14 protein-coding genes are annotated in these 13,450 nt (G+C 39.9%); 10 read left to right on the plus strand and 4 right to left on the minus strand.

Translation table 11 applies throughout. The features are described from left to right. Window positions 1-413 precede the first annotated feature (413 nt). The 5 genes from cydP to DCO44_RS07770 are packed head-to-tail and all read left to right on the plus strand — an operon-like array spanning window position 414 to window position 3,755. A complete protein-coding gene (gene cydP, locus DCO44_RS07750) occupies window positions 414-605 on the plus strand; it encodes a cytochrome oxidase putative small subunit CydP (RefSeq protein ID WP_116760773.1) in 192 nt (63 codons plus the stop codon). Further along, complete coding sequence (locus DCO44_RS07755; RefSeq protein ID WP_116760661.1) at window positions 605-2,185, plus strand: cytochrome ubiquinol oxidase subunit I; 1,581 nt, start codon at window positions 605-607, stop codon at window positions 2,183-2,185. Before cydP ends, DCO44_RS07755 begins: the two co-directional genes overlap by 1 nt. Then, window positions 2,182-3,327, plus strand: coding sequence for a cytochrome d ubiquinol oxidase subunit II (gene cydB / locus DCO44_RS07760; RefSeq protein WP_116760663.1), 1,146 nt, complete (start codon window positions 2,182-2,184; stop codon window positions 3,325-3,327). Before DCO44_RS07755 ends, cydB begins: the two co-directional genes overlap by 4 nt. A gap of 23 nt (window positions 3,328-3,350) precedes the next feature. Beyond that, on the plus strand, window positions 3,351-3,452 hold the full coding sequence (gene cydX, locus DCO44_RS07765; protein ID WP_002120988.1) for a cytochrome bd-I oxidase subunit CydX: 102 nt from the start codon (window positions 3,351-3,353) through the stop codon (window positions 3,450-3,452). 3 nt (window positions 3,453-3,455) lie between these two features. After that, window positions 3,456-3,755, plus strand: coding sequence for a cyd operon YbgE family protein (locus tag DCO44_RS07770; RefSeq protein WP_116760665.1), 300 nt, complete (start codon window positions 3,456-3,458; stop codon window positions 3,753-3,755). A 46-nt stretch (window positions 3,756-3,801) separates the two neighbouring features. Here the strand turns inward: DCO44_RS07770 and DCO44_RS07775 are convergent, their stop codons facing one another. The 3 genes from DCO44_RS07775 to prmB form a co-directional block, all read right to left on the minus strand. Next, on the minus strand, window positions 3,802-4,338 hold the full coding sequence (locus tag DCO44_RS07775; protein ID WP_116760667.1) for a GNAT family N-acetyltransferase: 537 nt from the start codon (window positions 4,336-4,338) through the stop codon (window positions 3,802-3,804). 158 nt (window positions 4,339-4,496) lie between these two features. Next, on the minus strand, window positions 4,497-5,591 hold the full coding sequence (aroC, locus tag DCO44_RS07780) for a chorismate synthase (RefSeq protein WP_116760669.1): 1,095 nt from the start codon (window positions 5,589-5,591) through the stop codon (window positions 4,497-4,499). A gap of 12 nt (window positions 5,592-5,603) precedes the next feature. Beyond that, on the minus strand, window positions 5,604-6,614 hold the full coding sequence (prmB, locus tag DCO44_RS07785; protein ID WP_116760671.1) for a 50S ribosomal protein L3 N(5)-glutamine methyltransferase: 1,011 nt from the start codon (window positions 6,612-6,614) through the stop codon (window positions 5,604-5,606). 282 nt (window positions 6,615-6,896) lie between these two features. On the opposite strand from prmB, the gene DCO44_RS07790 reads away from it, so the two are divergent. The 5 genes from DCO44_RS07790 (at window position 6,897) to DCO44_RS07810 (ending at window position 12,031) form a co-directional block, all read left to right on the plus strand. Then, on the plus strand, window positions 6,897-7,199 hold the full coding sequence (locus tag DCO44_RS07790) for a hypothetical protein (RefSeq protein WP_116760673.1): 303 nt from the start codon (window positions 6,897-6,899) through the stop codon (window positions 7,197-7,199). Between the two features lie 147 nt (window positions 7,200-7,346). Beyond that, the gene (locus DCO44_RS07795) at window positions 7,347-8,720 is read left to right on the plus strand and encodes an ABC1 kinase family protein (protein ID WP_116760675.1); all 1,374 of its coding nucleotides are present in this window, start codon (window positions 7,347-7,349) and stop codon (window positions 8,718-8,720) included. Between the two features lie 233 nt (window positions 8,721-8,953). Further along, window positions 8,954-10,240 (plus strand): acyl-CoA dehydrogenase family protein, encoded by a 1,287-nt coding sequence (locus DCO44_RS07800; protein ID WP_171304947.1) that lies wholly within the window; start codon window positions 8,954-8,956, stop codon window positions 10,238-10,240. Between the two features lie 24 nt (window positions 10,241-10,264). Further along, window positions 10,265-11,464, plus strand: coding sequence for an acyl-CoA dehydrogenase family protein (locus DCO44_RS07805; RefSeq protein WP_116760679.1), 1,200 nt, complete (start codon window positions 10,265-10,267; stop codon window positions 11,462-11,464). An 81-nt stretch (window positions 11,465-11,545) separates the two neighbouring features. Next, window positions 11,546-12,031, plus strand: a complete 486-nt coding sequence (locus DCO44_RS07810; RefSeq protein WP_116760681.1) for a GNAT family N-acetyltransferase — start codon at window positions 11,546-11,548, stop codon at window positions 12,029-12,031. 75 nt (window positions 12,032-12,106) lie between these two features. Here the strand turns inward: DCO44_RS07810 and DCO44_RS07815 are convergent, their stop codons facing one another. Beyond that, window positions 12,107-13,324 (minus strand): alkane 1-monooxygenase, encoded by a 1,218-nt coding sequence (locus DCO44_RS07815; RefSeq protein WP_116760683.1) that lies wholly within the window; start codon window positions 13,322-13,324, stop codon window positions 12,107-12,109. Between the last annotated feature and the right edge of the window lie 126 nt (window positions 13,325-13,450).

Raw genomic sequence — 13,450 nt, forward strand, 5'->3', positions numbered from 1 at the left:
CTTGGGCCTGTAGGATAAAAAAAATTACAAATAAGCCTTCCTCACCCCTTTCAATTATGTGTATATTTATTAATCAATAATAAATAACATGAGCATTAATTAAGAAAACTAAATCTCAAACCAACTCTTTTAGTATAGTTTAATAATCAATCTATTTTTAAATAGACTAAAATAGTTTGTTTTATTGTTTTTTAAATATAAGCATTTTAGTCGGATTTAAACACATTAAATCACAACTGTTTTAGTCAGAAAAATAACATTGAGTGCTAGAATAAAAATAACACATTTCAATTTATAAGTTACTGATTTACATTAAAATAATAATATATTTTTATTTTAAGTGTATTTCCTATTTATTTTTTGTATGAAATTGTTTAATAATACTAAGTATGTTTCAAAACAGGCTTATTCCTATGAGCTTAGTTCCAAAAGATTTTAATCGACGCTTAGTCCGTGAAATAACAATCATATTAATAATTAAGGTTGTTATCTTACTCACGATTAAACACATCTGGTTTGATGCACCGACTATTCCCAAAAACTTTGACAATCAAGTTGCTGAGCGTATTGCTGGCAGTCCATCCCAAATCAAGGAGACACGTTGATGATTTCTGAAAGCGTGGTCGATCTTTCGCGGTTCCAATTTGCAATGACCGCGATGTATCACTTTATTTTTGTTCCACTTACAATTGGTATGGCTTTTATTCTTGCCATTATGGAAACGACTTATGTCATTTCTGGTAAAGAAATTTATAAAGACATGACCAAATTCTGGGGAAAACTCTTCGGTATTAACTTTGCACTCGGGGTAACAACAGGTTTAACAATGGAATTCCAGTTTGGTACAAACTGGGCGTACTACTCACACTACGTAGGCGACATTTTTGGCGCACCATTGGCAATTGAAGGCCTAATGGCTTTCTTCTTAGAATCTACCTTTATTGGCTTGTTCTTCTTTGGTTGGGATCGACTTTCCAAAGTCCAGCATTTAGGTGTGACGTGGTTGGTTGCTCTAGGTTCTAATATGTCAGCCCTTTGGATTCTTGTTGCCAACGGCTGGATGCAAAACCCTGTTGGTTCTAAGTTTAACTACGAAACCATGCGTATGGAGTTGGTCGATTTTGGGGCATTAATTTTCAACCCAGTCGCACAGGTTAAGTTCGTACATACTGTTTCAGCAGGTTATGTGACTGGCTCAATTTTTGTATTGGCAATTTCAAGTTATTACCTGCTTAAAAAACGCGATGTTCCATTTGCTCGTCGTTCTTTTGCAATCGCAGCAATCTTCGGCTTGGCATCAACACTCTCAGTAATTCTACTTGGAGATGAATCTGGTTATGAGTTAGGTGATGTTCAGAAAACCAAACTCGCTGCTATTGAAGCGGAATGGGATACACATCCTGCACCTGCGCCATTTACACTGTTTGGTATTCCAAATAAAGAAACCATGACCACGGACTATGCAATTAAAGTTCCATATCTTATGGGCCTCATTGCAACACGCTCGACAACTAAAGAAGTCACAGGTATTAAAGACTTATTAGTTCAACATGAAGATCGTATTCGTAATGGTATGGTTGCATATTCTCAACTAGAAAAGCTCCGTGCAGGTGACACATCTCCTGAACTTAAAGCTGCCTTCGAACATTCTCAAAAAGATTTAGGCTACGGTCTACTTTTGAAAAAATATACACCGAATGTTGTCGATGCTTCTGAAGCTCAAATTAAATCTGCTGCATTAGACACGATTCCGCACGTACCAAGTTTGTTCTGGGCATTCCGTGCAATGGTGGCATCTGGTTTCTTAATGCTATTACTGTTTATTTTAGCAACTTTTGCAGTAGCTAAACGTAATGCTGAAAACAAACCATGGTTACTCAAATTCGCGCTTTTCGCTCTACCTCTTCCGTGGGTTGCTGCTCAAACAGGTTGGTATGTTGCTGAAGTAGGTCGTCAACCATGGACAATTGGTGAAGTGCTACCTACACACTTGTCAGCATCTAGTTTAAGCACTGGTGATGTATGGGGTTCTATCGCTGCTTTAGCTGCGTTCTATACTGTACTTTTGATTATTGAAATGTATTTAATGATCAAATTCTCACGCCTTGGTCCAAGTTCGCTTCATACTGGTAAATACCATTTTGAAAAACTTGAAGCAGCTCGCAATGAGGAGACTCAAGCATGATCGAATATGAATTACTCAAAATTATCTGGTGGGTTCTGGTCGGTGTTCTTCTTATAGGCTTTGCCCTCACCGATGGCTTCGACATGGGCTCTATGGCGATCATGCCATTTGTAGGTAAGACAGATGAAGAACGCCGTGCAGCCATCAACACGATTGCTCCGCACTGGGATGGCAATCAGGTTTGGTTTATTACCGCAGGTGGGGCTTTATTCGCAGCATGGCCAATGGTTTATGCAACAGCCTTCTCAGGCATGTATTGGGCGCTGCTATTGGTACTATTTGCCCTATTCTTGCGACCTGTAGGCTTTGACTACCGCTCTAAACTGCAAAACACGAAATGGCGTACGTCTTGGGATTGGGGATTATGTATCGGTGGTGCAGTACCTGCTCTAGTCTTCGGTGTAGCCTTTGGTAATATGTTCTTGGGTGTACCATTTAGCTTGGACGACACAGTCCGCTCAACCTATACAGGTAGCTTTTTTGCCCTACTCAACCCATTTGCTTTAGTCTGTGGTCTAGTCAGCTTGTCTATGCTGTGTGCACATGGTGGTGCGTGGCTTATGCTCCGTACCGATGGAGACCTACGTAAACGTTCAGCACAAGCAACAAAACTTATGGGCATTGTTTACCTCATCTGTTTCTTGGGCGCTGGTGCTTGGTTGTACTTTGGTGGAATCGAAGGTTATACCTTAGTGACCCCATTTGACACCAATGGTGCTGCTAATCCATTGGCGAAAGAAGTCTTAACCAATGCCAATCATGGCTGGATGAACAACTACTCGACTTATCCAATCACCATGCTTGCGCCTATCGCGGGGATCTTAGGTGGTTTGATTGTGGTGCTTGCAGCAGGCAAAAACAAAGCGGGCTTTAGCTTCTTAGGTTCAAGTTTAGCGGTCGTGGGGGCAATTTTAACTGCAGGTTTCGCTTTGTTCCCATTCTTAATGCCGTCAAGTATTCAACCAGTTGCAAGCTTGACTATGTGGGATGCTGTTTCCAGTCAAACTACGCTTACTGTGATGACGATTGCTGCATGTATTTTTGTACCACTTATTTTGTGCTACACCACTTGGTGTTACTACAAAATGTGGGGCGTTATTACCAAGAAACATATTCAAGAAAATTCACATAGCCTTTACTAAGGCAATGCTTAGGAGAATAAATTATGTGGTATTTTGCATGGATTCTCGGTATTTTGATGGCATGCTTTGCTGGTGTACTCAGTGCCCTATATATCGAACATCATCAAGATTTAGATGAGGAATAAAACATGACTGAAGTAGCAATGACAACAGAACAGCCAAAAAAACCCAATAAGTTTGTAATGGCAGTGTCCTTTTTGTTGGCATTGCCTCTCGCAGCAGTCCTGTTAATTCATCCAAGTGCAATGTTGGATGCCAATGGTGAATATAGCCATCGCGCCATGATGTTTATCATGATTGGCATTTCAGGTGGTTTTATTTACGGCGTAGGCTTTATCCCTCGCTTTTGGCTCTGGAAGTGGCTATTTAGCCCTCTTATTGCTTGGCCCCTCATGTTATGGGGATATTACACTTGGTTTTTCGCCTAATAAAAAAGCCCTCATCATCATGAGGGCTTTTTTATGAACGAAAGCTTTAACTTACACACTTAATTAATTGTTGTAATTCAATACTCAATAATGGTTTTCCAACATTAGCATCAATAGGATATGGCTTCCGCAGTTGAGTTAAACTGTAGCCCCGACGCTGATAATAAGCAATAAGCTCAGAACGAATATCTAACACATCCATCATATACAAAGTGAGATTAGGTTGAATCAACAGTGCCTGTGCTTCTGCAAAAGATAATACTGTTTTACCAATTCCTGTGTTTTGAAAGATCGGATCTACACAAAAAGTTCCAATTTCTACTTCATTGTGATTAAAAGTCAAACCAATACAAGCAACTATTGATAAGCTAGATAGATGATTGTCGATTTCGGCAACATATAAATGGAAATTCTGATCCACTAAAGCCTGTTGTAATTGCGGCTTATTAATTCTTTGCCCCGACACATAATCTGCTTCATTGGTCCAGCTCTGGATAGGATTTTCGCGATAAGCCAAATTAATTAAATGTAATAGACGGTCTAAATCGGTTAATTCTGCTTTACGAAATTTTAATGGTTGCATAAAGTCTACCCTTGAATACTTATTTAAAATTTAGGTGTAAAAATTAACTCAAATCTAGTGATTGAGTGTTTCTTATGAGTTTATAATGGCATTAATGCTTAGGCTATTTTAAATTACGTTATAAAAAACCAGTTCAAGTGAACTGGTTTTTGTGCAAATTATTTGGGTTCAATCGGTGCAAAAGGTGCAACAACATCAGCATTCTGTGCACGATGACGCATGAAATGATCCATCAGCACAATCGCAAACATTGCTTCTGCAATTGGTGTAGCGCGCACACCAACACATGGATCATGGCGCCCTTTTGTAAGGACATCAGTGTTTTCACGATCAATATTAATCGTTTTACCTGGTGTGGTAATACTTGCTGTTGGTTTTAATGCAATTGCAACACGAATGGTTTGACCACTCGAAATTCCACCAAGAATCCCACCAGCATGATTTGCCAAAAAGCCATCTGTAGTTAATTCGTCACGCGTTTCATGCCCAAACTGTTCAGCGACTGCAAAACCATCGCCAATTTCGACCCCTTTTACGGCGTTAATCGACATCATCGCATGAGCAATATCTGCATCTAAACGATCAAATACTGGTTCACCCCACCCCACAGGAACATTTTCAGCCAAAATTTCTAATTTTGCACCACAGCTTGTGCCTTGCTCACGTAAAGAAGTCACTAAGGCTTCAAAACGTGATACTGCATCGACATCGCCACAGAAAAATGGATTATTTGGAACTTCATTCCAATCTAACTTTTCTGCTTTTTCGGTACCAATTTGGGTGACATGACCACGGATTAAAATTCCGAATTTTTCTGCAAGGTATTTCTTCGCAATAGCTCCCGCAGCAACGCGCATCGCTGTTTCACGCGCACTAGAACGACCACCACCACGATAATCACGGAATCCGTACTTTTGCGTGTAGGTGTAGTCAGCATGCCCAGGACGGAAAGTTTGTGCAATATTGCCATAATCCTTAGATTTTTGGTCAGTATTGCGAATTAACAAACCAATTGGTGTACCTGTGGTTTTACCTTCAAAAACCCCTGAAATAATTTCAACTTCATCAGGTTCTTTACGTTGCGTGGCAAATTTCGAGGTTCCCGGTTTACGACGATCTAAATCTTTTTGTAAATCTTCAGCACAAAGCTCAAGCCCTGGTGGAACGCCATCCACAATTGCCATCAAGCCTACGCCATGAGATTCACCACAGGTCGTTACACGGAAGAGTTGTCCAATACTATTACCTGCCATGTTCACGACTCCTTATGCTTGAACAGATTGAATGAATAAATCACGGAATTGGCGACATTGCGCAGCAGTTAAAGCAAAGATGCCTGAACCACCTTTTTGGAATTTTAACCAATGGAAATCAATGGTATTGAAGTTTTGTTTCATCGCCCATTCAGAATTCCCGACTTCGATGACAATCAAACCATCTTCAGTTAAGTAGTCTGCGGCTTGTGCCAACATTTTACGCACTAAATCAAGACCATCTTGTCCAGCGGCTAAAGCCAACTCTGGTTCATGGCGGAATTCATCAGGTAAATCTGCCATGTCTTCTGCATCCACATACGGTGGGTTCGATACAATCAAATCATACTGATTTTCGGCAGGAACTTTCGCAAACAAATCTGACTCTAATAGCGCAACTTGGTACTGCTTGTCATGATGTTCGGCATTAATTGAAGCAACTTCCAATGCTTCTTTTGAAATATCTGTAGCATCTACTTCCGAATCTGGAAATGCATAAGCCAACGCAATGGCAATACAACCTGAACCAGTACACATATCTAAAATGCGTTGCGGTGTTTTAGGTTGAGTATTGACTGGAAGATTATTGTCCGCTGCACGCATTTCACCGTTTTCATCTAAACAGTAAGGTGCAAAACGGTTTTCAATGAGTTCAGCAATTGGCGAACGCGGAATAAGTACACGCTCATCCACATAAAATGGCTTATTAAAGAAATACGCCAAATTCAATAGATATGAAGTGGGTACTTTTTCATTAATACGGCGTTCAAGCAATTGTAGAAATTCTGCTTTTTCGCTTGCTAATAATTTTGCATCCAAAATTTCTGAATCTGCATTCCAATCCAAAGATAAGGTTTGTAATACCAATGCTGAACTTTCAGCGAAAAAGTCCTCTGTACCTTGACCTAAGTGTGCATCGTATTGACGTAATGCTGTTACCCCAAAACGGATAAAATCACGAATAGTGGTAAGGGTTTCAGCGGCTTCCTGTAAATGTTCAGGGCTAATAGTCGGTCGATCCACTTAAGGCGTCTCCAAAGTTCAGAATCATAAAAACGGCTTATGATACCTTGTTTTGCCTGATTTTATAATGCTTAACTGTGTTTCTTCTCTATTTCATTCGATTTTTCAACCACCTGCAATTTAATTCAGAACCAGCATTTATCGAACAATCACAGGCACTATATTTTATAGGTTTGCATCTTAATAAACAGATACAAAACTTTAACCGTTCTCGCCAAAAGCAACTTGAATTAAGGACTCTCGAGACTTATATATAGCTCATTATTTACTCCTTTTCTTGATATGAGCTATAAACACAACAATCTTATGGCAATGCGCCAAAACTATTGGAGCAATGAATCGCCCGATATTCTTTCTGAAAAATTTTTTTTAATGCAGCAACTGTCCGAACATCAGGTTTTTAACAGCCCGACTTTAGACGATGCAAAATATTTATTTTTCAGCCTACCAAGCATTGTGATTGTTAAAGGCTATGCACATGGTTTTACTCATATTAGTGTGCAAAACATGATTACGACCTATATTCAAAGCCATAAGGTTCAACTCTCGAACAAAGAATCACTAAAAATAAAATTTCACATGTGAATAGAATGCCCCGATTCTCTATAAATTTAGATGCAGTTCCAAAAAAACCGTGTCATTCAGCAAGTTGAACTTTTTTAATACGTGAAGACGCGTTAATATCCGTTACAATTAACTTTTCTGTGAATTGCTGATTAAGGATTGCATTGAATGTCAGATCAGAATGATAAGCTCAAACAACTTAAAACCTCCTCTATGGATCGTCGCTTATCTATTGCAAAAGCATCCTTACTGGCGGGAACACGTTGGGCAGCATCCAATGCGACATCAATGTTCTCAAGCGAAGCTGAAAAAGAAAAAAAACGTAAACAAGCCATGAAAGAACAGGCTAACTATTTAGTGGCTGAAATTGGCAAGCTAAAAGGTTCAATTGTCAAAATTGGACAAATGATGGCGCTATATGGCGAACATTTTTTGCCAGAAGAAATTACTCAAGCGTTAAATACCCTAAATAACCAAACCGTTGCACTAGCATGGCCTGCAATTAAGCAGCATTTAGAGCAACAACTGGGTGATAAAATTCATGACCTGACCATTGATCATGAGCCACTGGGCACAGCGTCATTGGCACAAGTCCATCGTGCAACACGTAAATCGGACGGATTAGAACTGGTATTGAAAATTCAATATCCTGGTGTTGCCGATGCAATTGATTCCGATATGAGCTTGTTTAAAAACATGCTCAAATTGACCCGCATGGTTCCGCAAACCCGTGAATTTGATCAGTGGTTTGATGAAGTGCGTGAAATGATGCATCGTGAAGTAAGCTATGATATTGAGGCTGCAACCACCAGACGCTTTGCTGAACGCCTAAAAGATGATCCGCGTTATATCGTGCCTGAAATTGTTGATGAATTTTGTACTAACCAGATTCTATGCATGACGTTTGAACGTGGTGTGCCGATTAACAGCCCTGTGATGCTTTCCTTGCCACAAGATCGTCGTAATCTTTTAGGTGAAGCTTCTTTAGAAATTGCTGTGCGCGAAATTTTCGAATGGGGTGAAATGCAAACCGATCCTAATTTTGGCAACTACTTGGTTCGCTTAGGAGATGGGAAGCAACAACCTGATCAAATTGTGTTGCTTGACTTTGGTGCCATTCGTCAATTTGATCAGCACCTGCTCAATGTTGCTCGCAATCTTATTCATGCAGGTTATCTGCATGATACGCAAGCAATGGTGAATGCCATGACTGGATATGAGTTTTTTGACTCAATCCCGCAAAGTATTAAACCTGATATGGCGAAAGTTTTCTTATTGGCAACCGAAGCATTTAGCTGCCCTGCCAATAACAAAGATTTGCCTGCTGGAGTGATGGATGAGCATTACCGCTACGACTGGAAGAAAAGCCTGTTACATAGCCGAGTGATGCAACAAGCGTCTAAATCAATGGCTTCCCGTTATTTCAGTGTTCCACCGAAAGAATTTATGTTTATTAGTCGTAAATTTATCGGGGCATATACCTTTATGACCGTGATTGATGCCAAAACCAATGTCCGCGACATGATTAAATCTTTTATTTAATTTGCTCAGACTAGAATGGCAACTTTGTCATTCTAGTCAATACATACCCTATTATCACAATTTAACTATAAATATTAATAATATAAATCAGCACCTTAAGCCAAATCTCTATACTAGATTACCGTTTATCTTTGACAATTGAGTATGTCAATAATGACATAGTTTTTTATATAACGTCATGTCAGCATAAAAATAGCAATTATGCTCATATGGAACGAAAAATAATGACAAATATGGTCAATAAGGCACAAGGATTAGGTTTATCGCTCATTACAAAAATTGCTGGAAGCGACGTTCTGGATCAACTTAAGCTTAGAAAATTCTTAGAAAAATCCTTATATCAAGGCTCTAAAACCAGTTTTAAAGCACTGAGCAAAACACAAAAGGTTTTTAACAGTGCGGAGCCTCATGCTAAACAACGCCTGCCTAGTCAGCAGAAGTCTCTGTTCGATCTAAGCTTAACCGCAGAACAACAAATGACCTGCGATGCCATGAGTCAGTTTGCGACAGAAGTTCTCTACCCGCTTGCCCATCAAGCCGACCATCAAGAACAATTCCCTCAGCAACTCTGGGCGCACATTAATGAATTAGGCTTAAATTATTATGCATTACCTGAATCTTTTGGTGGTGTTGCCACTGAAAAAGACATCATCAGTCATATCTTAATTGCAGAACACTTGGCCAAAGGCGATTTCAGCCTAACCGCAGGCATGCTCTCAACGTTTAGTGTGATTAATGCCATAACACAATGGGGTTCCGAACAGATACAAGACCGTTATTTATCTGCATTTGCTGAAGATAGTGAAGTCCGAGCCAGCTTTGCTGTCCAAGAAAATACGCCTGCATTCAATCCAATGCAGCTTAAAACCAAAGCGCTCAGTAATGGTGGTCAATTTTATTTAAGTGGTGAAAAAACACTGGTCATGCTGGGAGAAACTGCTGATGTATTCCTTGTAAGTGCAGAATTTCAAGGTCGACCAGATATATTTGTGGTCAAACGCGACGCTTCTATTCATGCTCAGAAAAATTCTGCCATGGGCTTAAAAGCCACGGAAACCATGACTTTACAATTTAATCAAACTCCTGCCGAACGCTTAGGTGACGATGACTTTGATTACACTGCTTTTATAGATCTAGGAAATCTCATGTGGTGTGCTATGGCGGTGGGTACTTGTGAAGCAGTTAAGCAATACTGTATTCGCTATGCCAATGAACGAACGGCTTTTGGTGAACCGATTTCTCATCGTCAAAGTGTGGCTTTTATGATTGCTGATATGGCCATTGAAATTGATGCCATGCGTATGTTGGTGTTGAATGCTGCAAGTTTGGCAGAAGCAGGCAAACCTTATCATCGTGAAGCGTATCTAGCACGTTTACTCTGCGCTGAAAAATCCATGAAAATTGGTACAGACGGCGTGCAAATTTTGGGTGGACATGGTTTCACCAAAGAACATCCCGTAGAACGTTGGTACCGTGATTTACGCGCTACGGCGATCTTACATTCAGGTTTACACGCTTAAAAGAATAAAATAAAGGTATCGATCATGAACTTACAAAACCCTAAAAAATTTAAAATCTTACTCGACCAAGCCAATGAAGTTGCATTAAATGTATTACGTCCAATTTCACGCAAATACGACAAAGCCGAACATGCCTACCCGAAAGAACTAGATATGCTCGCATCCTTACTCGATGGTATGAATGACGGTGGTGAAGGTATAAACGCTGGAGCTGCGGTAGGAAAACGCGGTTCACAAGACGACAGCAATAAAAATGGCGTCAATATGTCTACAGCATTGGGCATTATCGAAATGTGTTATGGCGATACAGGTCTGTTACTGTCTATGCCGCGTCAGGGACTTGGCAATTCAGCCATCGCAGCGGTTGCGAACGATGAACAATTGGAACGCTTCAAAGGCACATGGGCTGCAATGGCAATCACCGAGCCAAATTGTGGTTCTGACTCTGCTGCTATTCGCACCACAGCCACCAAAGATGGTGACGACTACATCTTAAATGGTGAAAAAATCTTTGTGACTTCAGGCGAACGTGCCGATTCCGTGGTGGTCTGGGCAACACTGGATAAAAAACTTGGTCGTGCTGCCATCAAATCTTTTGTAGTCGCAAAAGGCACAGCAGGTATGACAGTTGAACGACTAGAACACAAACTCGGAATTAAAGCATCTGATACTGCCGTGATTCGTTTTGACCAATGCCGTGTTCCTGCTGAAAACTTACTGGGGAATGCTGAAATTGATGTCGCAAAAGGCTTTGCTGGGGTGATGGAAACTTTTGATAACACTCGTCCTTTGGTCGCTGCGATGGCTATTGGATGTGCCAAAGCCTCTTTAGAACGCATCAAAGAAATTTTTCAGGATCAACTTGATGCAAACTATGCCACCCCTTATTTGCAATGTTCCAACCTAGCAGCCCAGATTTATAAAATGGAAGCAGAATGGGAAGCTGCACGTCTACTCATGTTAAAAGCAACGTGGATGGCAGACAATAAAAAACCAAATTCTAAAGAGGCTTCTATCGCAAAAGCCAAAGCAGGTCGTGTGGGCAATGACATTACATTAAAGTGTGTGGAACTTGCAGCTTCTGTTGGTTATAGCGAAACAGAGCTTTTAGAGAAATGGGCACGTGATTCTAAAATCTTAGACATTTTTGAAGGTACGCAGCAAATCCAGCAATTGATTATTGCACGGCGTGAACTGGGTAAAAGTTCAAGTGAGTTAAAGTAAGTACTATCCGCTTAAAAATGCCCTTACAAATGATGGATTATTTGCTATAACAATCCATCATTTAAATACTTTACTTATCTAATGTTTCAAATTCGTGCGCTCCAAGAACAAGATAATCTTGCAATTGCCCAAATTATTCGTGAAGTGTCTAAAGAATTTGGCCTTGCACCTGAATCTGGTTTTGCTGTTGCAGACCCTATTTTAGACAATTTATATCAAGTCTATAGTCAGCCCAATGCACAGTATTGGGTGATTGAAAATGCACAAGGTCAAATTTTAGGTGGTGGCGGACTTTCACCGCTTATGGGTGATCATGAAACACTTGAAATTCAAAAGATGTACTTTTTACCTGAAATTCGTGGTTTAGGCTTTGCCAAACAAATCTTAGAACAATGTTTTAAATTTGCTTTGGCACGAGGCTATCGTTCCTGTTATTTGGAAACCACCGAATCTTTATGGCAAGCTGTAAAACTTTATGAGAAGTTGGGCTTTCAACACTTATCCGCACCCAAAGGTCATACAGGTCATAGCCATGCCTGTGAAATTTGGATGGAAAAACCACTTTAAAATACGCACAAAAATGACATCAATCCCACTAAATTGATGTCATTACTTGCTCAATTTTAAATGATGTATAAATCATTATGAGTTCAGTAATTTATCTATCACACCAAATTTCTTAAAAATCTTCGCTCTACGCTTAGGATGAATATTGGCTTTATTTAAGTCACCACGATAATGTTCAAAGACTCGCTTATCCATCATTTTGAACCATAAAGGTGGAATCATCGCAGGTAAAAGCATACTCGCGTAACCACTTGGTAGCTCTGGTGCTTCATCGAAGTGTCGCAGAGCTTGGAATGGTCGTGTTGGATAAGCATGATGATCTGAATGACGTTGCAACTGGTACAAAAACAAATTGGTCACAATGTTATTGTTATTCCAACTATGCTCAGGCATGGTTCGCTCATATTTGCCATTTTCATCTTTCTGGCGCAACAAACCATAGTGTTCAATATAGTTAATAATTTCAAACAAGCTAATGCCATATAAAGATTGTGTGAGTAAATATGGCGCAATACCTGTACCAAACATTTTAATCATGCTGGCATGAAATGTGGCACTCATTCCCCAGCCTTGTAACAACTCATTATCCTTAGACCAAAACGTCTTGCCCTTACGCTGCAAACGATTACTTTCAATTTCAATTGCAGATTTAAACGAGCCAATCACGGTTCTAGGTAAAAACTCATAAAAAGTTTCCCCCATACGCGAGGATGCAGGGTCTTCTGGTGTTGCCGCACGTTTATGATGCCCATACGGATGCTCAATGCGAAAATGGTTATAGCCTGTCGGGACTAAGGCCAAATGTGACAGAATATGATCCAAGCGATCCGACTTATGGCTTAATTCATGGGCTGTATTGACCGCAACACCGTTAATTGCTCCCATAGAAACGCCCAGTAAAATTTTATCCAATAAAGACGTCTCTTTACGTCCCACCAAATAACACGCATAAACATTGGCTACATACTGAAGCGGAATAAAAGTTTTTACCAAACGCGCATAATAAGGATCTTGTTCTAATAATTTCACATCTTCAGCAGTCGGGTTATTTTGATCTTTACCAATGAATGCATCAATTGTAGGAATAATCACATGCAGTAATAACGGTCCACCCAAAGCAAATGCTTTTTTAAACGGACGTGGTGCAAACTGATAGCCTGCTAAAATTCCCATACCAATCACAGGTAAAGCGGGACTAATTGCCCATAAATAACGTTTTTTATCTAAAGCCAATCCAGATTTGGCTTGAAGCAATATTGAATCCTGTTCTGCGACTTTGACTGTTGCATTCATTTGCAAACCTTTCCTTCTTTTCTTGTTATGTATATATTTTCTTAATTGGCCCTTGATCTACAGTAGTAACCGTCCATAAAAACTATGTAATCGTCTTTGGCTTAATTTGATAAACAATGACCTATA

Origin of the sequence: Acinetobacter sp. AM (assembly GCF_003105055.1) — a bacterium.
In the GTDB taxonomy this organism is placed as follows: Bacteria; Pseudomonadota; Gammaproteobacteria; order Pseudomonadales; family Moraxellaceae; genus Acinetobacter; species Acinetobacter tibetensis.

Bases quoted from the DNA above. Each gene is read 5' to 3' on its own strand.
- cydP (WP_116760773.1), top strand. From the start codon at position 414: ATGAGCTTAGTTCCAAAAGATTTTAATCGACGCTTAGTCCGTGAAATA.
- DCO44_RS07810 (WP_116760681.1), top strand. From the start codon at position 11,546: ATGTTTCAAATTCGTGCGCTCCAAGAACAAGATAATCTTGCAATTGCC.
- DCO44_RS07770 (WP_116760665.1), top strand. From the start codon at position 3,456: ATGACTGAAGTAGCAATGACAACAGAACAGCCAAAAAAACCCAATAAG.
- DCO44_RS07795 (WP_116760675.1), top strand. From the start codon at position 7,347: ATGTCAGATCAGAATGATAAGCTCAAACAACTTAAAACCTCCTCTATG.
- cydB (WP_116760663.1), top strand. From the start codon at position 2,182: ATGATCGAATATGAATTACTCAAAATTATCTGGTGGGTTCTGGTCGGT.
- aroC (WP_116760669.1), bottom strand. From the start codon at position 5,591: ATGGCAGGTAATAGTATTGGACAACTCTTCCGTGTAACGACCTGTGGT.
- DCO44_RS07775 (WP_116760667.1), bottom strand. From the start codon at position 4,338: ATGCAACCATTAAAATTTCGTAAAGCAGAATTAACCGATTTAGACCGT.
- DCO44_RS07805 (WP_116760679.1), top strand. From the start codon at position 10,265: ATGAACTTACAAAACCCTAAAAAATTTAAAATCTTACTCGACCAAGCC.
- DCO44_RS07790 (WP_116760673.1), top strand. From the start codon at position 6,897: ATGAGCTATAAACACAACAATCTTATGGCAATGCGCCAAAACTATTGG.
- DCO44_RS07815 (WP_116760683.1), bottom strand. From the start codon at position 13,324: ATGAATGCAACAGTCAAAGTCGCAGAACAGGATTCAATATTGCTTCAA.
- DCO44_RS07755 (WP_116760661.1), top strand. From the start codon at position 605: ATGATTTCTGAAAGCGTGGTCGATCTTTCGCGGTTCCAATTTGCAATG.
- cydX (WP_002120988.1), top strand. From the start codon at position 3,351: ATGTGGTATTTTGCATGGATTCTCGGTATTTTGATGGCATGCTTTGCT.
- DCO44_RS07800 (WP_171304947.1), top strand. From the start codon at position 8,954: ATGGTCAATAAGGCACAAGGATTAGGTTTATCGCTCATTACAAAAATT.